The 21,804-nt window shown below is 61.3% G+C and carries 17 protein-coding genes, 1 tRNA gene and 1 pseudogene; 5 read left to right on the top strand and 14 right to left on the bottom strand.

Annotated elements, in window-relative coordinates; translation table 11 throughout:
• Positions 1 to 3: 3 nt before the first annotated feature.
• The 6 genes from LQ952_RS02390 to LQ952_RS02415 form a co-directional block, all read right to left on the bottom strand.
• Complete coding sequence (locus tag LQ952_RS02390; protein ID WP_238621062.1) at positions 4 to 915, bottom strand: WYL domain-containing protein; 912 nt, start codon at positions 913 to 915, stop codon at positions 4 to 6.
• 146 nt (positions 916 to 1,061) lie between these two features.
• On the bottom strand, positions 1,062 to 2,441 hold the full coding sequence (gene trbL, locus LQ952_RS02395; protein WP_238621063.1) for a P-type conjugative transfer protein TrbL: 1,380 nt from the start codon (positions 2,439 to 2,441) through the stop codon (positions 1,062 to 1,064).
• On the bottom strand, positions 2,441 to 2,704 hold the full coding sequence (gene trbK, locus LQ952_RS02400; protein ID WP_238621064.1) for an entry exclusion lipoprotein TrbK: 264 nt from the start codon (positions 2,702 to 2,704) through the stop codon (positions 2,441 to 2,443). Before trbK ends, trbL begins: the two co-directional genes overlap by 1 nt.
• A 15-nt stretch (positions 2,705 to 2,719) precedes the next feature.
• Positions 2,720 to 3,508 (bottom strand): P-type conjugative transfer protein TrbJ, encoded by a 789-nt coding sequence (trbJ, locus tag LQ952_RS02405; RefSeq protein WP_238621065.1) that lies wholly within the window; start codon positions 3,506 to 3,508, stop codon positions 2,720 to 2,722.
• 136 nt (positions 3,509 to 3,644) lie between these two features.
• Entirely contained in the window at positions 3,645 to 4,139 is a 495-nt protein-coding gene (gene traJ, locus LQ952_RS02410; protein ID WP_430733752.1) for a conjugal transfer transcriptional regulator TraJ, read from the bottom strand.
• Positions 4,140 to 4,971: 832 nt separating this feature from the next.
• Positions 4,972 to 5,184 (bottom strand): DNA-binding protein, encoded by a 213-nt coding sequence (locus tag LQ952_RS02415; RefSeq protein ID WP_238621066.1) that lies wholly within the window; start codon positions 5,182 to 5,184, stop codon positions 4,972 to 4,974.
• Between the two features lie 81 nt (positions 5,185 to 5,265).
• Here LQ952_RS02415 and LQ952_RS02420 point away from each other — a divergent pair, with 81 nt between their 5' ends.
• Positions 5,266 to 6,138: a hypothetical protein gene (locus LQ952_RS02420; RefSeq protein ID WP_238621067.1), complete on the top strand. Its 873-nt coding sequence runs from the start codon at positions 5,266 to 5,268 to the stop codon at positions 6,136 to 6,138.
• A 140-nt stretch (positions 6,139 to 6,278) separates the two neighbouring features.
• Here the strand turns inward: LQ952_RS02420 and LQ952_RS02425 are convergent, their stop codons facing one another.
• The 8 genes and pseudogenes from LQ952_RS02425 to aroK form a co-directional block, all read right to left on the bottom strand.
• A complete protein-coding gene (locus tag LQ952_RS02425) occupies positions 6,279 to 7,397 on the bottom strand; it encodes a site-specific integrase (protein ID WP_238621068.1) in 1,119 nt (372 codons plus the stop codon).
• Between the two features lie 71 nt (positions 7,398 to 7,468).
• Positions 7,469 to 7,545: transfer RNA gene (locus LQ952_RS02430), tRNA-Ile, on the bottom strand.
• Positions 7,546 to 8,025: 480 nt separating this feature from the next.
• Positions 8,026 to 9,897: pseudogene (gene rpoD / locus LQ952_RS02435) on the bottom strand (RNA polymerase sigma factor RpoD); the annotation flags it as partial.
• A gap of 143 nt (positions 9,898 to 10,040) precedes the next feature.
• Positions 10,041 to 11,798 (bottom strand): DNA primase, encoded by a 1,758-nt coding sequence (gene dnaG / locus LQ952_RS02440; RefSeq protein WP_238621070.1) that lies wholly within the window; start codon positions 11,796 to 11,798, stop codon positions 10,041 to 10,043.
• 53 nt (positions 11,799 to 11,851) lie between these two features.
• The gene (locus LQ952_RS02445; RefSeq protein WP_238621071.1) at positions 11,852 to 13,393 is read right to left on the bottom strand and encodes an AAA family ATPase; all 1,542 of its coding nucleotides are present in this window, start codon (positions 13,391 to 13,393) and stop codon (positions 11,852 to 11,854) included.
• 14 nt (positions 13,394 to 13,407) lie between these two features.
• Positions 13,408 to 14,589 carry a deoxyguanosinetriphosphate triphosphohydrolase gene (locus LQ952_RS02450; protein ID WP_238621072.1) on the bottom strand — a complete coding sequence of 394 codons (1,182 nt, stop codon included), beginning with the start codon at positions 14,587 to 14,589 and terminating at the stop codon, positions 13,408 to 13,410.
• The gene (aroB, locus tag LQ952_RS02455) at positions 14,586 to 15,677 is read right to left on the bottom strand and encodes a 3-dehydroquinate synthase (RefSeq protein ID WP_238621073.1); all 1,092 of its coding nucleotides are present in this window, start codon (positions 15,675 to 15,677) and stop codon (positions 14,586 to 14,588) included. The genes LQ952_RS02450 and aroB overlap by 4 nt, the downstream gene beginning before the upstream one ends.
• A 61-nt stretch (positions 15,678 to 15,738) precedes the next feature.
• Complete coding sequence (gene aroK, locus LQ952_RS02460) at positions 15,739 to 16,302, bottom strand: shikimate kinase AroK (protein ID WP_238621074.1); 564 nt, start codon at positions 16,300 to 16,302, stop codon at positions 15,739 to 15,741.
• A gap of 165 nt (positions 16,303 to 16,467) precedes the next feature.
• On the opposite strand from aroK, the gene prsT reads away from it, so the two are divergent.
• From prsT to LQ952_RS02480, 4 genes are all read left to right on the top strand, one after another.
• Complete coding sequence (gene prsT / locus LQ952_RS02465; RefSeq protein WP_238621075.1) at positions 16,468 to 19,254, top strand: XrtA/PEP-CTERM system TPR-repeat protein PrsT; 2,787 nt, start codon at positions 16,468 to 16,470, stop codon at positions 19,252 to 19,254.
• Positions 19,255 to 19,370: 116 nt separating this feature from the next.
• A complete protein-coding gene (gene pilV / locus LQ952_RS02470; protein ID WP_238621076.1) occupies positions 19,371 to 19,850 on the top strand; it encodes a type IV pilus modification protein PilV in 480 nt (159 codons plus the stop codon).
• Positions 19,847 to 20,401, top strand: coding sequence for a PilW family protein (locus LQ952_RS02475; protein ID WP_238621077.1), 555 nt, complete (start codon positions 19,847 to 19,849; stop codon positions 20,399 to 20,401). Before pilV ends, LQ952_RS02475 begins: the two co-directional genes overlap by 4 nt.
• Positions 20,402 to 20,505: 104 nt before the next feature.
• A complete protein-coding gene (locus LQ952_RS02480; protein WP_238621078.1) occupies positions 20,506 to 21,798 on the top strand; it encodes a PilX N-terminal domain-containing pilus assembly protein in 1,293 nt (430 codons plus the stop codon).
• The last annotated feature ends 6 nt before the right edge of the window (positions 21,799 to 21,804 follow it).

Here is a 21,804-nt window from a genome sequence, read left to right on the forward strand (position 1 = left end):
GCCTCAGTCCAGTTCGGCCGCTTGCTGCTGCTCTGACGAGCAGTAGCCGGGTGCGAGCAAAGCGCTCTTGACGCCATAAATGGCAAGGTGGTCTTTCAACCACAGGCGATACGCTGGCCCCCGCAGGCTGTGATCCGGGGAACAATCAACGCTCCATTTGCGCAGGATGTAGCCCGCCGTGGCAGCCCGCAATTTCATGCGCAGGCTGCCGTCCTCCATGCCGTAATCCATTTGGGTGATCTCAGGGCGCGGCTGCGCTGGATGCGGAACCAGTTCTAGCTCCACGATGCGGGTCCACTGGATATCCTGGTCACTGCGCTCGTGGGCTTGCACGCCGGCATCCCGTGGGGCCGTAGGGTGCTTTATCCGTGTAATCACGAAATCCCTGAATTCCTGGGTTTTGCGATCAAAGGCGCGGACGTGCCAGCGCAGCCCGTTGTCGATCAGAGCAAAGGGCACGATTTCGCGCTGGGTGCGGCCGCTGGAAATGGAGTGATATTCGAAGGCCAGCGGCCGCTCCTGGTGAATGGCCCGGGTGACGGCGGCCAGTACGTCCAGATCCGGATGCGTGAGTCTGGATGGGATCTCACTGGCTACACATGCTCTCAGCCGGGATGGTTCGCCGTCCCCAAACCCTTGGGTCAACCAAGCCAGGACCCGCTCGGTCTGGAAGTCAAAAACGGGTTTGAAGTGCTCGCCGAGTACGTAGTACTTGGCTTTGGTGTCGTAGTCGATATTGCCTGGCGCCAGTTCCTTGTAGATCGCCAGATCCCGCGTGGCAGCGGCGGACTGGATGCCGAAGCGCGATACCAGATCCTGGCGGCGGATATCCCCAATGAAGCGCACCCGCAGCTCTACAAAGGCAAGGCGGTCGCGCTGCGGCTGGGTAAGGCCGTCAAGCTGTTCGTTGGACATTCCTGAGACTCATGCTGGAATCGGGGCCATGATTGTTTAAGGAAGTATATGGCACGCGCCAGCATGCGTCCATTGCCAACATTTTAATTCAGTGTGGCGATCATTGTGATCAGGACTATGCCGGGGCGATGTTGGTGGATAGTGGGTTAGGACTCACTCTTGTTGTGGCCGGTATGCTCGGCTGTGCCAACCAGGCTGTTACCCTCGAACGACGGGGTGCTTGCCCGTAGCGATGACGCCAGGCGACCGCCTGCTGTATCCGCAACGCGGTCTTTGATCTTCTCAGCGGCCACAGCGCCGATGCCTTTGGCCAGGTTGCCCGCCGTGCCGGCCGCGAGGCTAACAGCCCGCTTTGCGCCGCTTTCTGAGCTGCCACCAAACCCGGCTGCCTGGGCGAACGGGCTGCTGCCGGCATTGCCGTCACCGCCGGCGTTGGTAGCAGTGCCGCCAGGACTACTGTTTGACATTCCTCCCATGGTGAGCATGTCGCTCCCGCTCGACATCGAGGCTTGTGCCTTGTCGAACGCCGCCTTGATCGCTGAACCGCCACCCGCCAGATTTGCCGCACCACCCATGACGGCAGAACCTGCCACGCTTGCTGCGCCCGCTGCCATTCCAGCGGCCCCCATAACGGCACCTACCGCTGCTCCGGTACCGAAGTTGCCGATGCCGCCGGCAGATCCGATGCCGGAACCTGTGATGATCCCGCCTACCATTGGCGGCACCCGGTTAACCAGCAACAGCAACGCCATGCAGAACACCAGCATGACGCCAAGCTCTTCGAAGTTGAGCACGTTCTGGTTCATCCTGGCGTAGAACGTAGACAGCATGTCGTTACCAATGCCGACCAGTAGCACCATTGTCATGATCTGAACGGCAACGCCAAGGACGGTCTTGTAGTAGTTAATCGCCATGTCAGAGGTCCAGCGCGATCCGCCGAACCCCAGGAAGAAGATGCCGGCATAGGCCATCAGCCAGGCCGTGATCAGCATCAGCAGCATGTTGATGGCGACCAGGGCCAGAAGCAGCATGATTGCGGCACTCAATACGGCACCCACCAGACTATCGACGGGCGACCAGGCCGACAGGTTATTGATGGCCTGCTTCCAGATCATAAAGCCCACATCGACAATGCCGGACGGCGTGACAGAGGACACGCCGGCCGCCTGCTCACCGATTCTGGCCAAGGACTGGATGATCGAGTTGGCAAACGCCGGGCCATTGACCAGCAGCCACCAGAAGAAGCCAGTGAAGATGATGAAACGGACCAGCTCGGCGAAGAACTCGCCGATGTCCGCTTTGCGCAGGGCCATCATTCCGAACGTCCAGACCATCGAGATCACCACCAGCGTCCAGAACAGCCACGAAGCAGCATCGATAATGACGTACTGCCAACTGGTTGCTCGGGTGGCGTAGTCGGTTACTACCTGGTCGAGAATCCCTTGGTTGGTCAGGTTTGCACTGGCAAGGCTCGAATGCAGCAACAGGACTCCACCGCTCAGGATTGCTTTGGTTTTGGTGTTCATCAGTTGCCCTCTTGGTCTTGCGGCCCGTTCAACTCCAGCCAGTTAAGCGGCTGCTCGGTGGGGGCAATGCCGCTGCCGGCTGGCCGGCGTGAACACAACCCGGCAAACGTCTCCCGAGTTGCCCTGTCCGGGATCTTCATTATCTTTGCCATCTGGCAGTTGGCATCGTTGACATCCGGCATGGTCGGGGCGGGTGGGGTGTTGTCGCAGCCAGTGATGGCGAGAAAGAAGCCTGCCAGCATCGGAATAGTGAATTTGTTCATGGGTGCCTCTCCTTGTCAGCGGGCCAGTTCGAGCCAGTTCTTGGGGCTGCTGGTCGGCGCTATTCGCGATTCGGTGGAAGCGGCATGGGCAGCCTGTTGCTTGGCATCGAGGTCGGCCTCGGCTTGCATCCGTGTTGCGATAACCTGGTGCTGCGCGAGCAACATGGCGCGCATCTGCAAGAGCTGGTTAGCCTGCTGGCTGGCAAGTTGGTTGGCATAGCCCAGGGCCTGCATTTGCCCGTACGCACTCTGGGCGCTGTGCTGGAGCCGTTCCAGTGTGCGTGCATCTGCTTGCAGTGCATCCTGCTGCTGTTTCAGGGTATGGAACAGGTCATCATTGGCGCGCTTCTGGCTTTCGTTCGCCAGGCGGCGGTTCTCGTTCATGGCTGCCCATTCGGCGTCTGTGCAGCCGCCAGTGGCGTTAAAGCACGGCGAACCACGGTAGAAGGCCACGTCCTGAAACTTGCCGAGATAGGCATCCAGGCTGCCTAGCTGGGTCTGGTAGTAATCCAGGGTGTTCATTGCCGCACGCAGGTTGTCCATCGTGCGGGTGGCCTGGTCCCAGATATACGCGGCCGGAGCCATGGTGTTCTGTAGCTGGTTTTCGTACTGCTGAAGCTGGGTTTGATACTGCTCGATCTGCTTGAGTGTTTGCGCCACCGACTCGATGGCAGTCATGACGTTTTGCGTCAGGTTGCCCCCGTCAATGACTGGAATCCCGGCCTGAGCCGGTAGCGAGCCGCCACCGATGGCGAGTGAGATCAGGAACGCGGTTTTAGCCGCTAAAATTTTGCGAGTTCTCATGGTCGATAGCCTTTGCTGAAAGTGGCAAGCGTCATCGAGTAGCCGCGCCACGGAGCTATTCGGTAATTGACCAGAGCGACACCGAAGCCCGGCCGTTTTTGTTTGAATCACGGTGTCATTTTTTTAGCGGCTAAAATCACCGATCAGCCTGAGGCCGAACAATGGTCCTCATTACCAGGGTCATCTGGTCCTGGGTGGCCTCGATCCTTGCCAGAAGGCGGTGGATCGTTTCCGGGCCGAAAGCTGCGGTTCTCACATCGTCGGTTAGCCACAGCTTGAGCAGCCCTCCCAGGCGACCGAGGTCACCATTTATGCGGGCAAGCTCTCGCACCCGCTGGTAATCCGTGACGCCCTTGATTTGGTAGCCCTGACCCACCTCCCGCAAATAACGGGCAACACTCATTCCGGCCTGTTTGGCCTGCTGTTCGATATGGATTTTCTCTTCAGGCAGTACCGGAACCCGAAGATGGTGTCGGCGTTTGCGGCTCGTCTCTTTCATCATTGCCAGCCTCTCTTGAACCCTTTCGGCGGTAGCCGATGCCTCGCAGAGCAGGATGAGCGTTGAACACCCTTGGGTGTGAATAAGATCCAGTGAAGATAGATAACCGGCTTGACGGTTAGCTAACTTCACACATCCTGCCCTGTGCTCAACATGCAATCTTTCACATGCACGCCAGGCAATTCATCGCTATTTCATTGCTGCTGAACAGCAATTCCAGTTACCTCATGCAAATAGGCGATAAAACAGCGGTATAATGACGTTTAACAGTGCTGCAACAGCGATTCGGTAGCGGGGTAACAGTGATCTTGTTGCGCTATTTCTTTGCTGTTGATTGTGATGTGCCTCGTATGCGCGCAATCGTTGGTTTAGTTTTAACTCCAGGTGAGTGCGACATATCGAAGGGCGTTCCATTTCGAAGCAGGTAAAACGATCTTGTTTTATCTTCATCACGCATTTCGAATGCGGGGCCATCACTTCCTCCTGGCGTTCACGTCACGGCGCAAGCCGTTTTATTAATCTGAGTCTTTAGTAACCTCAGTTCTTTTTATCCTTAGTATTTATTAGCGTCGGGTTTTCCGAATACGGGTTATCCGTAGTTAGATTTACCGTAGTTGGAAAATCCGAACGTGGTGAATCATGATCCCGGTACTCGGGATGGTCTGACACGAGCCAGGTCGTGTGACTGAATTTTCCTCGTTCTCCACGCTCTCGCTTGATTCGCAGATAGCCTGCTTGTTGTAGCTCCTGGAGCCCTGTTCGCGTCGCGTCTCGCCCCGACTTTTTCTGCTTGGACAGGTGGGACAGGCGAAGTCGGAAGTTGTCCGGAAGTGACAGCACGAACACCAGGATTCCCAGCGCTTTCCAGGACAGATTGGGGTCCCGGATAAGCTCATTGGGTAGGGTGGTGAAATTCGACCGGACTTTGCGACGAACAATGACAGTATCATCCACATCATCGCCCTCATGCCTCGTCGATAAGTTCGGCAACATCGCTTGCACGAAAATATACGCGCCGACCTAATTTGCGTTTGGCCGCGTTCCATTTCTGCGCAAACTCAGTTTGACTTCGCAAAGCTATGCGGAGACCATCTGGACTACGCTTAAGTAGCTCTGAAAGTTCTGTCAGTGACAGCAGCGGCCCATAACGGTCGAGAAGTTGTTCTTCGGTGGTCATCGGTTGGCTCCTTGTGAATACGCCCAACAAGTTCAATGTTCGCAGGGCTTCGGTAACCACCATTAGAAGGAAGGCATGATCATGAATACAGGCGCGGAAATGCCGAATATCACGCAAAAGAAAGAAAAGTCGAATCGCTCCCGTGGAAGGCCAGCCAGGCATGAAAGTGAACGCATGAAAACGATCGCCTGGTATCACTTCTTGGCAGGGGAAAGAGCGCCCGCTGAAATGTGTGACTGGATGCCTTTTGATGATGTTGACCAGGCAACCATATATCGCTATCGACGGGGAGATATCTCTCCGAGAGCGGATATTCTCTGTGCAAATTGCGAAGTGTTTCAGGTAGCACGCACCGTCTACGAAGTCGGCCCGCTGATGGTGCCCTTATGGGATGCCTTGTGGGGAAGCATAACGCCGGACGATTTCCGGATGGCTGATCGTTTGATGCCTGGGGGCGACTGGCCCGAAGATGGGTTGAGCCAGTTTTTCTTCGAGGATGTGATCTTGGCCAGGGTCTTTGCGTTTCAGACCAAGTGTCTTCGGGGCAGGCTAGACTCTGTCGTTTCGGAGCTGGAGTGTTTTGTCACTGCAATTCGGGTGGTTCGTGCCTGGGATGTGCTTGGGCAGATCAAATCAACTGCTTTGCGGGTCTTGCTTGAAGGCCTTATGTCGATGCTGGGTACCCGGGAAATACTTTCTCGTTACGGGTTGGTCACGCCGCTCAAGAATTGGATTTCTGCGTATTTCGGCAGCGGATCGGCAGCGCCTGAGGATACGGTTTATTGGGCACCCTGGATGACGGACGAAAATGAATTGCTGAAACAGCAGTTGCGTGCAGAACAGCAACGCATGGTGGTGGCGAAGAGTTTGCGCGCACAGCTATTTCAAGGTGACGCCGCGGAACCTGACGATTTTCCGCTAGACGGTGCAGGTGACGATAGCACCTGGCACTGATATCCGCAGGGCGGCTGGATTTTAGCGGCTAAATTCGAGGGCATCGGCCAGAGTCATGTATGTAGTATGTTGTACGCTACTACAACATACTACATACATAGCGCAGGGCTCTGCGCTTAGCTGGCTGTAATGACGATCCGTCAGTTTGGATTTTTGGCGTCTTGTTGCTTGCCTGCTCTGCGCGTCGAGATGGCATCCAGCTCATCTACCAGGTCCTCCGCTCGCAGGTGGGTGTATCGCCGCAGCATCTGCATGGACTTGTGGCCGCTGATTGCCGCTACCTGTTGGTCGCTCAGACCGCCTTCGACAAAACGGCTGACCGCTTCATGGCGAAGGTCGTGGAATCGTAGGTCTTTCAGCCCGACACTTTCCTTGGTGTTCAACCAGACCTTGTTGAAATTGTAGGGCCGACGCTGACCATCTTTTCCAGGCTCCCCGAAGAAGATCAGATCGGTATCAATGGGTCGAACCGGGTTGGCCAGGGCCTGACGAAATATGTCTACTGCGGCACTGGTCAGGGGAACGGTGCGGGGCAGGGTATTCTTCGTCTCCAGAAGGCGCACAATGCGCCGTTTCAGATCGACCTGGCTCCGGCGAAGGGTGGTGATCTCCGACGAACGCATGCCTGTTTCCAGGGCGATACGAACAATCCAGCCGAGCATTGGGTTGCTGTGGGCATCGACTGCCTGCATCAGTCGTGTTTCTTCGTCCAGGCTAAGACGCCGTTCGCGACCGGGTGGCGGTGAGGGGCGGCGGATGTTCTGTACTGGATTGCTTGGCAGGCCAATACCCCATTCCTTGATCGCGGTGCTGAACATGTGGCCCAGCAGTGCCAGATCGAGGCGGACTGTGTTCGGGGAGCGGGGCTTGGGGGTGGGTCTTCCCTTGGCGTCCTTTCTATCCAGCCCTGCCAGTCGGTCATCACGATACTTGGCGATGATCTCAGGGGTGAGGGCGGCCAGGGAGTACTTGCCGAGGTGCTGAATTAACGGCTTGGAGTGCCGAGCGTCGCTGGCTGCTGAAGATGGTCGCTTGGTGGGCGAGACCTCTGCCAGGTAGCGCTTGAGGGCATCAGCGACTGTCATCCGCTCGGACGGAGCGCGTTGGATGTAAACGCCGCGCACCATCTCGTCTTCTGTTCGACGTGACCAGTCTTCAGCATCCCGTTTGGTACGGAAGGTTTTGGTTGCTGTTGGAAAGCCGACTTTGCGGATGACGGCTTTCCAGGTGCCGGAGGGTGTCTTTACCAGTGTCGCCATAGGAGCCTCGGTACAGTTCCAGTGTTTCTGACTGTACCGAAATTGTACCTTTGGGACAATTTGGCGGTAGATGGTGGGCCCAGCAGGACTTGAACCTGCGACCTACCGATTATGAGTCGGCTGCTCTAACCAACTGAGCTATAGGCCCTTTTTCTGATTTTACCTTCGCAAGCCAAGGCTTCGAAGGTGGTAATTCTAACGCTTCCTTCAGGCCTCGACTAATCGATTATGAGTCGAGTGCTCTGACCAACTGAGCTATGGGCCCGAAACTGTTTGCGGTTCGTACTTTACGCGTACATGAAGAAATTTCGCGTTTTGCGTACTCGGTGCAACCGATTGAAATATATAACTATTTTGTACCTGTTGGCAACCTAGCCCATTCTATTATGAGTCCCCTGCTCTAACCAACTGAGCTACAGGCCCAAGGGGAAGGAAATCAAGGATAGGGGAAGATACAAGAGATCGGGCGACAGGGGAAGCTTGTCCCGGGTTTTCCGGCATTTGCGGGGGGTGTTTCTGCCCCTGGCGTGGCGCGTCTTGTTGTTCACCGCCAGACCCGCTCCCGCGTTTGCGGGGGCGGCCTGGCGGTGAACCAGGCTTAATTATTCCAGTTATTCCATTATTTCAGTTATTCCAGATCCAGGAAACTGCGCAGCATCTCCGAGCGGGAGGGGTGGCGCAGCTTGCGCAGGGCCTTGGCTTCGATCTGGCGGATGCGCTCGCGGGTGACGTCGAACTGTTTGCCCACCTCTTCCAGGGTGTGGTCGGTGTTCATGTCGATGCCAAAGCGCATGCGCAGGACCTTGGCCTCCCGGGGGGTCAGGCTGGCCAGGACCTCGCGGGTGGTCTCCGACAGGCTTTCCCGGGTGGCGGATTCGATCGGAGACTGCACGTTCACGTCCTCGATGAAATCTCCCAGGTGGGAGTCCTCGTCGTCACCGATGGGCGTCTCCATGGAGATGGGCTCCTTGGCGATCTTGAGCACCTTACGCACCTTGTCCTCCGGCATCTCCATGCGCTGGGACAGCTCCTCCGGGGTGGCCTCCCGACCCATCTCCTGCAACATCTGCCGGCTGATGCGGTTGAGCTTGTTAATGGTCTCGATCATGTGCACCGGGATACGGATGGTGCGTGCCTGGTCGGCGATGGAGCGGGTGATGGCCTGCCGGATCCACCAGGTGGCATAGGTGGAGAACTTGTAGCCGCGGCGGTATTCGAACTTGTCCACCGCCTTCATCAGGCCGATGTTGCCTTCCTGGATCAGGTCCAGGAACTGCAGGCCGCGATTGGTGTACTTCTTGGCAATGGAGATCACCAGACGCAGGTTGGCTTCCACCATCTCCTTCTTGGCGCGGCGGGCTTTGGCCTCGCCGATGGACATGCGGCGGTTGATGTCCTTGATCTCACCGATGGTGAGGCTGGACTCTTCCTCGATGGTCACCAGACGCTTCTGGGCGCGCAGGATGTCATCCCGATGTTCCGCCAGCAGTTCCTTGTATTTGCTGGTCTTGCCCTTGAGGCAATCATCCAGCCATGTCAGGTTGGTTTCGTTTTCCGGGAAGGTGCGGATGAAGTCCTTGCGGGGCATCTGGCAGGTGTCCACGCACAGGCGCATGATGGCACGCTCCTGATTGCGGATACGTTCCACCATACCGTGCAGGTCCGCGGTGAGCTGATCCACCAGGCGGGGCACGAGCTTGAACTCCATGAAGTAGCGAGCCAGCTCCTCCCGGGCCTGGCGGTATTCTTCCCGCTTGTCGGCGCCGGCGTGGGCAATGGCCTTCTCGTACATGCCCTTCAGGTGGGTGAAGCGGATGCGGGCCTCTTCCGGGTCCGGACCGGTGTCCTCGGGGGCGGCTTCGTCGTCGCCGTCGTCGTCATCACCGTCGCCGTCGGCATCGCTGTCATCGCCGTCTTCCGCGGCCTTCACGGAAGGGGTGTCTTCCTTGGGCAGGGAGACGGCAGCGATTTCGTCGGCATTGGGGTCGATGAAGCTGACGACCACGTCCGTGAGCTTGGTTTCGCCCGCTTCCACCTGTTCCCACTCGGCCAGCAGTGAGGCGATGGACTGGGGGTAGTGAGCCAGGGCGAACAGCACCTGGGACAGGCCGTCCTCGATGCGTTTGGCAATCTGGATCTCGCCTTCGCGGGTGAGCAGTTCCACCGTGCCCATTTCGCGCATGTACATGCGCACCGGGTCGGTGGTGCGGCCGAATTCGCCATCCACGGAGGCCAGCGCGGCGGCGGCCTCTTCGGCGGCGTCGTCGTCGGTGGAGACGGAACTATCGGAGAGGATCAGGCTGTCGGAATCAGGCGCCTGCTCATGGACGGTGATGCCCATGTCGTTGATCATGGCGATGATATCTTCGATCTGTTCGGGATCGACGATGGTGTCCGGCAGGTGATCGTTCACCTCGGCATAGGTCAGGAAGCCCTGTTCCTTGCCTTTGGCGATGAGCTCCTTCAGGCGGGATTGCTGTTCTTCGTGATTCATGGAAACCTGCTCAAGCTGGGACCTGTGCGCAAACCGGGGAGGCTCTGGCCGGGACTGAAACGTTCAAGTATAGCACTCAATATGGGTCGCTACCATCTTCACCCGAAACAGGATGCTATCCTGCGGGTGGCCTTGATGCTGTGCGTGGCCTACTGAGGCTTCCTGATCAGCAAGGTTTTCAGTTCGACCTTTTCATCATCCGACAAGGCCGCCCGGGACGCCTTGGCCAGCAAGGCCTCGGTGCGCTGCTGTATGTACTGTTGACGCAGGCGGCCCAGGGCATCCTGCAGCAGTTTCGGCACCGCTTCTTCCTGGCTGGGCGGCGGCTGCCATTGGGCCAATTTTAGTAGATGCCGGCCGGTTTCGCTGTCTCGCCAGCGCTCCAGTAGCCCCGCGGTTGTTAGATGGGGGTTCTGCCTGAGAGTTTCAAGCACTTGTACCAGGACTTTGACTCCCGGTGTGTTCAGGTGCTCAAGCCAGTGCATGTCACCCAGGTCCTGAGCCAGTGTCGGCTGGTCCAGCAGTACCGACAATGCCAGGCGTACCGGCGTGATCTCCAGTCGTTGCCGTCGGGTCGCCGGGGAGGGGCGGGGAGGGGGCGAGGGCGCCGGGGTGTCGTCGGGGGCACGCGGACCCAGACCCCGTTCGAACTGATCCGTGGAAACACTGGCCAGTTGTGCCAGTTCGTTGATGATCTGGGCCCGCAGCAGGCCTTCGGGCATGTCACGGATCAGCCGTGCGGCCTGGGCGCCCAGGGCGGCCCGACCTTCCCGGGTGCCGGCGTCATGGCGCTGCCGGAGTCCGTCGATGAGCACATCTGACAGGGGGCGGGCCTGACGCATGCGTGCCTGCAGACCTTCGGGACCTTCCCGGCGCACCAGGGTATCCGGGTCTTCACCTTCCGGCAGGAACAGAAAACGGACCTGACGCCCGTCCCGCATCACCGGCAGGGTCTGCTCCAGGGCACGCCAGGCGGCTTCCCGGCCGGCCCGATCACCGTCGAAGCAGAACACCAGGTGCGGGACCACCCGGAACAGTCGTTCCAGGTGATCCCGGGTGGTGGCGGTGCCCAGGGTGGCCACCGCATTGCGCAGGCCGAACTGGGCCAGGGCAATGACATCCATGTAACCTTCCACCACCAGCAGTTCCTCCAGCCGGGGAGAGGCCTTGCGGGCTTCATACAGGCCGTAGAGGTGTTGACCCTTATGAAACACAGGGGTTTCCGGGGTGTTCAGGTATTTGGGGTCGCCCGGCCCCAGCAGGCGACCACCAAAGCCCACCACCCGGCCGCGGCTGTCGCGGATGGGGAACATGATGCGGCCCCGGAACCGGTCATAGGGCGGGCCGCTGTCCCGACGGGTGGCCAGGCCGGCGCTGAGCAGTTCCTGTTCCTCAAATTCCCCGCTCAGGGTCCGGAGCAGGTCATCACGGACGTTGGGGGCAAAACCCAGGCGATAATCCCGGGCGATCTCGCCAGTAAGTCCCCGCTGCTTGAGATAGTCCACGGCCTCCGGGTGGTGCCTCAGGTTGTCGGTGAAATGGGCGGCGGCGGCCTCCTGGGCGGCGATGAGGCGCTGGAAGTCTTCGCTATCCCGGCGTCCCGGGCCGCTTTCCCGAGGGACGTCCATCCCGGCCCGTCGAGCCAGCTCTTCCACCGCCTCGACAAACTCCATGTTGTCGTACTCCATCAGAAAGCTGATGGCGGTGCCGTGGGCGCCGCAGCCGAAGCAGTGATAGAACTGCTTCTGCGGCGTGACATAGAAAGACGGGGTCTTTTCCGCGTGAAAGGGACAGCAGGCGGTATATTCCCGGCCCTGTTTCTTCAGGGTAACGCGGCTACCCACCAGCTCCACGATGTCGGTACGGGCCAGCAGTTCATCAATGAAGGTTTGGGGAATGCGGGACATGGACTTTCCTGGCCCTTCTCCCGCGAGGGGAGAAGGGCATGCCGGCGGCTGAATCAGTTCGCCATCGCGTCCTGCACCGACCGGAAACTACGGATGAACGGCTGATTGCGCCGGACTTCCGCCGGCAGGGCAGGGATGGCGCTGCGGGCGGCGTCGGCGGTGGCATAGGAGCCAAATATCAGCACATACAGGGTCTGTTCCCCACGCCGCATGGGGAACCAGGCGACATCTCCGGGCAGATTGGTGTTGCGGGCATAGTCCCGGACCGCCGCCTCATTGCCCCCGGCCAGAATCTGGACGGTGAAACGATCCGGAGACTGGGCGCGGAGCCACTGGACATCACGGATGCGTTTGCCGTCTGCCGTGGTCGGCGCCGGAGCGGGCGGTTGCGGTGCCGCTGGTGCCGGTTGCGCTGGTGCCGGTGCCGGTGCCGGTGCCGGTTGTGCCGGGGCGGGAGGTGCGGGCTCAGGCGCCGGCATCGATTCGGGTTCCGGCTCCGGTTCCGGCATCGGGGTCGGATCGGGTGCCGGTGCCGGGCGGGGCGGCGTGATTGGCACAGGCTGAACCGGTACCGGCTGCAGGATGCGGTCCTGAGGCTGTTCCACGGGTGCCGGCCGGGAGGGTTGCTGCGGCAACATGATGGGCTGGCTGAGGGTGGTATCCGGGGTATCGTCACGACCCGTGAAGAGGCTGGTCAGGGTCAGTGCCACGGCCACCAGGACCACGCCGGCCACTGCCGGCGCAAACCAGCGCTGCTGCCAGAAGGCCGCAGCGGCGCCGGTGCCGTCGTCGTCGTCGGTTTCCTCGTCTTCGGGTGCCGTGGAAGCGCCCGGGTTGCCGAACAGGGCGGCAAGGCGCTTGTTGGCGAGGGTATTGATGCGTCCGGGCAACCCTGCGGAATCCCGGTGGATCGCCTGGATCGCATCATCGTCCAGCAATCGGGGGTTTTCCAGACCGGCGGCCTGAAGCCGGTGACGCAGATAGGCGGCCGTCTGCTCCCGGGTAAAGGGGCGCATCTGCACGGTCATTTGCGTTTCCGGGGTGTCCAGGGACTCATCCAGGGTGCTCAGACGTTCTTCAATCTCCGGTTCGCCCACCAGCAGCAGGCCGAAACATCGATCGGTCTGATCATGGACATGGCGCCGGGTCTGAACCAGCTCCGCCAGGACTTCCGAGTCAAGCAGATGGGCATCGTCAATGGCCAGTATGGGGCGCATACCCTGCTGGATCATGGCGGTCATGAAACCGTCCAGATGATCACCGCCCTGGGGCGGGGCCGCATCCTTCCAATACTGACGCACGGTGTAGTCGATGGCCGCCAGGCTGATGTTGGCGCGGGCCTTGAAGGCACAGAAGTCCAGGTTCTCTCGGCCCTGCCCCAGTATCTTCAGCAGCTGGGTACTCTTGCCCACGCCCAGCTCGCCCTTGAGGATGACGATGTTCTGGTCATTGCGTAGATGTTCAAGGACCACGTTCACCGGCATGTCGGTGGCCGGATCCGTGTAGAGGAATTCCTCGTTGGCGACTGGACCGAAAGGTTGTTGCTGGAGTCCGAGTCTTTCGAGACAGTCGGCGGACAGCATGTCGTTGGCCATGGCTTACCTGGGTGTCATGAGAGTGTGTTCGGGTCGAACAGGCGACCGTACTCGGCAATGGCAAAACGATCGGTCATGCCTGCCAGATAGTCTGCGATGGCGCGGGCCCGGCCGGTGTCGCCGGATTCCGCCGCCAGGCGTTTCGCCTTGTGTTCATGTTCGGTGGGCAACAGCGCAGGGTCGGCCATGTAGGCCTGGAACAGCGCTGTCAGCACCCCGGCTGCCTTGACGGTCATGCGCTTGACCCGGTAATGCCGGTAGAGATGCTGACGCAGAAACCGTTTCAATTCAAGGTTATATTCCCGGATCTGTGGACTGAAGCAAATCAGGGGGCGGGGCTGCAGGCGCACGGCCTCCAGGCTGTCCGGGGCGGCCTCGATGATGCGGGCCCGGCTGCTGTCTATCAGGTCTGTGACCAGACGGTTGATCATACGGCGGATCACTTCGTGGCGGGTGCGTTTTTCACTCAGCGTCGGGAAGCGGGTGCGCACCTCATGGAAGGCCTCCCGGAACAGGGTAACTTCCAGTAGCTGATCCACGGTGATCAGCCCCGAGCGCAGACCGTCATCCACGTCGTGGTTATTGTAGGCGATTTCGTCCGCCAGGTTGTTGAGCTGGGCCTCCAGGCTGGGCTGATGGCCGAGGAGGAAACGGGCCCCGACATCGCCCAGGGTGGGTGCCGCCGTCGGGGTGCAATGCTTGAGGATGCCTTCCCGGGTCTCGAAGGTCAGGTTCAGGCCGTCGAACTCCGCGTAATGGGCCTCCAGCACATCCACCACCCGCAAGGACTGCAGATTGTGCTCGAACCCGCCGTAATCGGCCATGCACAGGTTCAGGGCATCCTGACCGGCATGACCGAAGGGGGTGTGACCCAGGTCGTGGGCCAGGGCAATGGCCTCGGTGAGGTCTTCGTTGAGACGCAGCACCCGGGCGATGGCACGGGCGATCTGTGCCACTTCCAGGCTATGGGTGAGGCGAGTACGGAACAGGTCCCCCTCGTGATTGACGAATACCTGGGTCTTGTATTCCAGACGCCGGAAGGCGGTGGAATGGATGATGCGGTCCCGGTCGCGCTGAAACTCGCTGCGATAGCGGGGCGGGTCTTCAGGGTGATGGCGCCCCCGGCTGCTGCACTCATGCGCCGCATAAGGGGCGAAGCGCTCGGGTTCCATGGCGGGCGCCGGATGGGTGTTCATGGGCGGGCCAAGGCCTCCAGGGTATCGTCCAGGGCGAGGGGATCGAAGTCGGCGGTGACCAGTGACTGTCCGATGCCCCGCATGAGCACCAGTCGCAGCCGGCCTTGCCGGACCTTCTTGTCCACCGCCATCAACTCCCGAAACCGGGTTGCGGAGAGTCCCGGCGGGGCCTCGACGGGCAGCCCCGCGGCATGGATCAGGGCCGTGATACGTTCCATGTCGGACTCGCCCATCCAGCCCATGCGGCAGGACATCCGTGCGGCCATCACCATGCCCATGGCCACGGCCTCGCCGTGCAGCCAGCGGCCGTAGCCCAGTCCGGTCTCGATGGCGTGGCCGAAGGTATGGCCCAGGTTGAGCAGGGCGCGGCGGCCGGATTCCCGCTCATCCTCCGCCACCACCCGTGCCTTGTCGGCGCAGGCGCGGCGGATGGCGAAGGCCAGGGCCTCCGGGTCTCGCGCCCGCAGGCGGGGGAGGTGCTGTTCCAACCACTGGAAGAATTCCGGATCATCGATGAGGCCGTACTTGATCACCTCGGCGATGCCGGCGCTCAGTTCCCGGTCGGGCAGGGTGTTGAGGGTGTCGGTGTCGATCAACACCAGACGGGGCTGGTGAAAGGCCCCGATCATGTTCTTGCCCAGAGGGTGATTGACGCCGGTCTTGCCGCCGACGGACGAGTCCACCTGGGAGAGCAGGGTGGTGGGGACCTGAATGAAATCGATACCCCGCTGATAGCTGGCGGCGGCAAAGCCGGTGATGTCGCCGATCACCCCGCCGCCCAGGGCGATCAGTACGGCACCGCGGTCCAGGCGCCGCTCCAGCAGGGCAGTGTAGATCGCATCCAGGGTCTGCAGATTCTTGAACTGCTCGCCATCGGGCAGGACCACCGTCTCCACCGGGCCGGAACCGGTCCGGGCCAGGGTCCGGGTGAGGGTATCCAGATAGAGGGGCGCGATGGTTTCGTTGGTGACCACCATGGTCCGCCGGCCCTCAAGGGCCTGGGCAAACCGCGCCGGTTCGTCAAGAAGACCCCGGCCGATATGAATCGGATAGCTACGTTCGTCAAGATCAACGGTGAGTGTGTCCATAGGGCCATCATACTCGACGTGTGAAAACCAAGACCAGATGCGGTAAGCCGGGATGAATGCGTCAGGTTCCCACCACCTGGTCCGCACCCACACCGCGGGGGGGGGCGGCAGCCCCCCCCGGTCGCCGGAAACGCCGGGCAATGGTCCTGACCGTACCGCGCAGATGTTCCCGGTCGGTGTCCACGATCAGGTGGGCGATTTCCCGGTACAAGGGGTCGCGGGTACGGAACAGTGCTTCCAGGCGGGCGCGGGGATTGTCGGTCTGCAACAGGGGGCGGTTGCGGTCCCGGGAGGTGCGTCGTAGTTGGGTATTCACCGAGGCGCGCAGATAGACCACCAGACCGCACCGGGCGAGCCGGGTCCGGTTCTCCGGGCGCATCACCACGCCGCCGCCCGTTGCCAGCACGATGCCCTGACGATTGCACAGATCGTCGATCACGGCCGATTCCCGGTCCCGGAAACCGGTCTCGCCCTCGTATTCGAAGATGGTGGGGATGTCCACCCCGGTGCGCCGCTCGATTTCCTTGTCGCTGTCCACGAAGGGCAGATGCAGATAGGTGGCCAGGTGGCGGCCCACGGTGGATTTGCCGGCACCCATGGGGCCGATGAGGATGATGTTGGACATGCCGGCCAAGACGGGGAATCCCACTCGTTTCACGTGGTTGCGATGGTGGCATGGAGCGGTGAAGGATGGCAAATGCAGCGGACATGTCGGCGGTGGTGGAAGTGGATTACACTCGGGCAAGGACCGCTGTCATTCCAGTGCGCACTTCACCATGGAGTCATTCGCATGATGCAAAAGACCCTGCTTTCCCGTTCCGTGACGGCTCTGATCCTGCTGCCGGCGCTCATGCTCGCGGGGTGTGGCCAGACCAGTTACAGCGCCGATGAGCGCATGGAGCGCGCCCTGACCTTTCAGGCGGAAGGCGACCTGCGCGCCGGGATGATCGAATACAGAAACATCCTGCAGACAGAACCTAATCATGTGGAGGCCCGCTGGCGACTGGGGGTGGCCCATCTGGAACTGGGTGAGGCCGCCGCCGCCGAGGGTGAATTTCGGCGGGCTATGCACCTGGGTTGGGACGCGCCCGAAGCCGCGGTACTCATGGCCCGCGCCCAGCAGATGCAGGGCCGGTTCGACAGTGTGGTCAGCGGCCTTGATCCGGACCGTCTGCAGCGCCCCGAGGACATCCGTGACGCCGAAGTGCTGATGGGCTGGGCACTGCTGGGGTTGGAGCGTCCCGATGATGCCGCCGATGCCTTCCGCAAGGCGCTGGAACTGGCACCCCATCATGCCCCCGCCCTGACCGGACTGGCCCAGGTCCACCTGCTCAAGGGAGAGATCGACCGTGCCAGGCTTCGCCTGACCGAAGCCCTGGAACACCAGCCCAACTACACCGATGCTTGGGATCTGCTGGGAGAGATCTTCCGCACCCAGGGACGTCTGGATGATGCCGAGCAGGCCTTCACCCGCATGATCGAAAGTGCCGCCATGCCGTACATGGGCCACTTCAAGCGGGCCCTGACCCGCATTGCCCGTCAGAACTGGGAGGGGGCCAATGAAGATCATCGGGCGTTGGTGCGACTGGGCAGCGACCTGCCGGCCACGGCCTACATCGACGGCATGATCCGATTCCATGGGCGTGATTTCCAGGGCGCCGTGCGCGCACTGGAAACCGCTCTGCGCGGCAATCCCGGCTATCTGCCGGCCCTGTTCTTTGCCGGCGCCGCCCACTATGCCCTGGGCAATCTCCAGCAGGCCGATACCCATCTGGGCCGTTTCGTGCGGGTACAGCCCGACTCGGTTGCGGCCAATCGGTTGCTGGCTGCCGTCCGCCTGCAGGCCGGACAGGTGGAAGATGCCGAGGTACTCCTGGATCGCGCCCTGGCCCGGGATCCGGCAGACCTGCTGGCCCTTGAGCTGATGGCGGGCGTCCATGCCATGCGCGGCGATGCCGCGGCCGGCATCGGTTTGCTGCGGGAACGGGTGGCGCTGGATCCGGAATCCATTCCCGCTCGCATGAGACTGGCCCGAGCCCTGATCGAAGGCGGTGAGCGAGTGGCCGGGCTCAAGGAGCTGGAATCCCTGCAATCCCTTATTCCTGATGAGCAGATGCTGGAACTGGCTACGGTGGTGCGGCTGCTGGAAGAACGCAATTTTCAGGAGGCCCTGACCCTGGCGCAGGAGCTGGATGAAAAGCAGCCGGATCGGGCCGCGCTCAGCAACCTGATCGGCGTGGCGCATCTGGGGCTGGGGGATCTGGCCCAGGGCCGGGAGTCCTTTGAACGGGCCCGGCGCCAGGAACCCGGTAATCTCATTGCCACCCGGAATCTGGCGGTGTTGGCGATGCAGATGGAGGGGCCGGATCAGGCCCGGCAGATTCTGGAGTCCTCCCTGCAGCAACGTCCCGATGACCATCGGCTGTTGCTGCTGCTGGCCAACCTGGAAGAAAACCGGGGCGACCGGACCCGGGTCGGCCCCTTGCTGGAGCGAGCGGTGGCCGCCGCCCCCGAGGCGTTGGAACCAAAGATCCTGCTGGCCCGTTACTACCTTAACAACGATGAGTCCCGGCGTGCCGTCTCCCTGCTGGAGGGGTTGCGTGCCGCCAACCCGGATAATCCCGCTCTGCTGGAAACCCTGGCCCTGTCCCAGGCGGCGTCCGGGCAGGTGGACAATGCCATCACCCATCTGAGGCGCCTCACCGAGATCGCGCCACGGAATGCGGAAACCCATTATCGTCTGGGTCTGCTGCAGCACCAGGCAGGGCGCCCGGCCGAGGCCCGAGGCGCCCTGGCCCGGTCCCTGGAGCTGGATGCAGAGCATCTGGGTGCCCTGGCGGCCCTGGCCGACCTGGAGCGGGAGGCGGGGCGTCCACAGGAAGTTCTGACCCTGTCCCGCCGCCTGCAGTCCCTGGAGGCCGGCCGTGCCTTCGGGTGGTTGTTGGAGGGGGATGTTCACTACGCGGCCGAGTCCTTCGGCAAGGCGGCCGACGCCTATGAGTCCTCCTATCAGGCCCAGGCCACCACCGAGTCCGCCATCAAATACTTCGAGGCCCGGCGCCGGGCAGGGGATCTGCAACAGGCCCGTCGACTGCTGGCCGGCAGGGTGGACGCGGTGCCCGCCGATGCCCAGTCGCGGATGGTGCTTGGCACGTCCTTCCTGGAAACGGAGGAATACGACCGGGCGCTGCCCCATTATGAAATCCTGGTGGAGCAGGTGCCGGGCAATGCCATCTTACTCAACAATCTCGCCTTCATGTATCTGAGACAGGGGGACGAGCGCGCCCTGGCAATGGCCCGGGAAGCCCATCGACTGGCCCCCGAGATTCCTCACATCCAGGACACCCTGGGCATGGCCCTGCTGGCGCAGGGGGATACCGTCGAGGCCCTCCGATTGATCCAGGCCGCTCGCGAGGCCCTGCCGGATGATCCCACCATCGGCTATCACCATGCCCTGGCCTTGCATCACAACCAGCGTTCGGCAGAAGCCCGTGCCGTGCTTGAAGCCGTGCTGGCCAAGTCTGATGCCTTCAGCGAGCGTGCGGCGGCCGAGGCCCTGCTGTCGCAACTGAAGTGACGGCCGCTTGACCCGGCCCCTGCACCTGCGGGGCCGGGTCTTGTGCATCAAAAAATGCGCAGTGCTGTGTACACTCAAGGACTCAAGGACGAACATCTGGCGAGAGGTGCCGACCCATGTTGCCTGCATGTGCTGTGCGTTATTACCGTACCGGGCGGTACGGAGGATTTTCCCTGACCGAGGTCCTGGTGGCCCTGGTCGTGTTGTCCATCGGCCTGCTGGGGCTGGCGGCCCTGCAACTGAACGGTCTCAAGGGCGTGCACTCCGCCTATCAGCGCACCCTGGCCGGCGTGATCGCCATGGATGCCGGCGAGCGGCTGTGGATGAGTCTGGCCGATGGGAAAGAACCGGAGGACATCCAGGCCGAATGGCTGAGCGACTGGGGGAATGACACAGATTCACCCGGTTACACTCCGGGCAAGGCCACCTTGCCGGGCTTGAGTGCCAGTTCCATCAAGCCTGACCCTGACCCTGACCCTGACAGGGGATGGATCATCACCGTGCGCTGGTCCGAGGGACGATTTGACGAGCCCTCCGGTCAGTCGGTGTTCGAGTTCGAGTACCGCCTCACCCTGCCGACAGGGGGTGGCTCATGAGCGCACCTTCCTCTTGCCGGATTCCCTTGCCGCGTGAGTCGGGCCTGTCCCTGGTGGAATTGATGGTGGCCATGGTCCTGGGCCTTCTGCTGCTGGCGGGGGTGATCCAGGTCTTTCTGGGCAACCAGACCGCCTATCGGGAGACTCAGCGCCTGGCCGCCCTCCAAGAGGCCATCGGCTACGGCGTGGACTTCATGGTCCGGGACATCCGGGGCGCCAGTGCCCTGGAGCATGACAACGGGGTACTCCGGGTGACCCGTGATCGGGATCTGGCCTGGTGCGGTGTTGATGTGGGGGTAGGGGATGTCTTCTACTTCGTGGCGGCCGGTGGTCTGCGCTGCGGCGACGGCGCCACCCAGAACCATGAGCTGGTGCCGGGGCTGAAGGATGGATCCATGGTCATCAGCCCGATACCGGGCAATGGCCAAACCATCGGCGTCCGTATCAGCCTGGTTTTTGAAAGCCGTTCCGCCCCCAATCAGCCCGTCCATGAGCACTTTGTGCAATTTCATGTGGCGCTGCGCAACGCCCTTCTGCCTTACGTTCAATAGCCTCTTGCCTGCACCGAACTCTGAACCAGTTCAAGGTTTTCCGGGTATCGGGTTGCTCTAATGGATGAATCGAGGCGACAGACGGACTTGTCAGGGAGGTTGAGATGTCCATTTCTCCGGTTCGCGAGCGGGGTGCCGTGCTGGTGGTCAGCCTGGTGCTCCTTGTCCTGGCCACCCTTGTGGGCGTGAGCGGCATCAGCACGGCGGTGATTCAGGAAAGGATTGCCGGTAACCACAAGCAGATCTCCGATGCCTTTATGGCGGCGGAGGACGGTCTTGGCAGCGTCATCAAGGCGGTTGCGGATCCGGGACCATCCGGCATGGAGTTCTGGAGTTCGAAGGAGGACATGGTCCAGCTCATCGGTGCCGGTCGCCACTATGTGGGCGGGGCCGACGGCCCGGGCGCCTACTGGGAACTCGACGAGAGCGCCAGCATGATTGACGGGCATCAGGCGGAAGTCGTCCTGATCGGCCGCAGTTCCGATTCGGAGATCGCCGCCCAGCGCGCCCTCGTCCTGCAAGTCAGCCGCTGGTTCGATCCCTCTCCCGATTCCGCCTACACCTGCATCGGCGCGGCTTGTGAACAGGATCGGGTGTTGCCCATGCGAAGGTACAGGACCATCCAGTACGATGGCAGGGACTGGACTCCCCCCAGCCAGGTCAGCTGTGAGTCGGGTAGCTGTCAGGCGGAGATCAGCCAGGAAGAGGGTGTCGGGCCCATGGCGGGTATCCACCTGATGCCCCAGGATGCTGGCGACCAAGCAGGTTCTTTCGAACTGCATGATGCCGAAGGCGAAGTGATCGGCAGTCCCCAGCTGAGGATCACTTCACTGCCGTCCTCGCCGAACGAGGGGGGCGTGCGTAGCTGGCAGCAATACCTGCAGACCTTGCTGGCCGGTTCGTCTGATCGCATTATCCATGTGGACCTTGGTGCCTCCGCGGATGCTGACAGTCCAGCGCTTGGCGAGATCATCGGCACAAGCGAGCCCGGGGTCTATCACATCACGGGATCCGGCAGCATTGGTCTTTCCGGAGATGTTCACGGTGCCGGTGTACTGATCATTTCCGGTGACCCTTCCTCCGGTGCGTCACAGCAGACGGTCAACCTGTTCCCTTCCAGTGGTTCATTCACGTTTGAAGGTCTGGTTATCCTCCGGGATGGCGTCATCCTCAATGCTGAACAGGCCGACGTCAGCCTCTATGGTGCCGTGGTGGTCATGCTTGGCGAGCATCAGGGTTCGGGCGGCGGACTGGTGGGTAATGTGGATATCCGTTACAGCAGTAAAGCCTTGGCAAATCTCACCGAGCATCGTCTATGGGATCCCGTGCGCCCCGATTTCACCTGGGCCTGGAAAGAAAAAATGGACCTCTATGCCCTGAATGAGGAAGCCTCTTGATCATGT

Source organism: Ectothiorhodospira lacustris (assembly GCF_022227785.1).
In the GTDB taxonomy this organism is placed as follows: Bacteria; Pseudomonadota; Gammaproteobacteria; order Ectothiorhodospirales; family Ectothiorhodospiraceae; genus Ectothiorhodospira; species Ectothiorhodospira lacustris.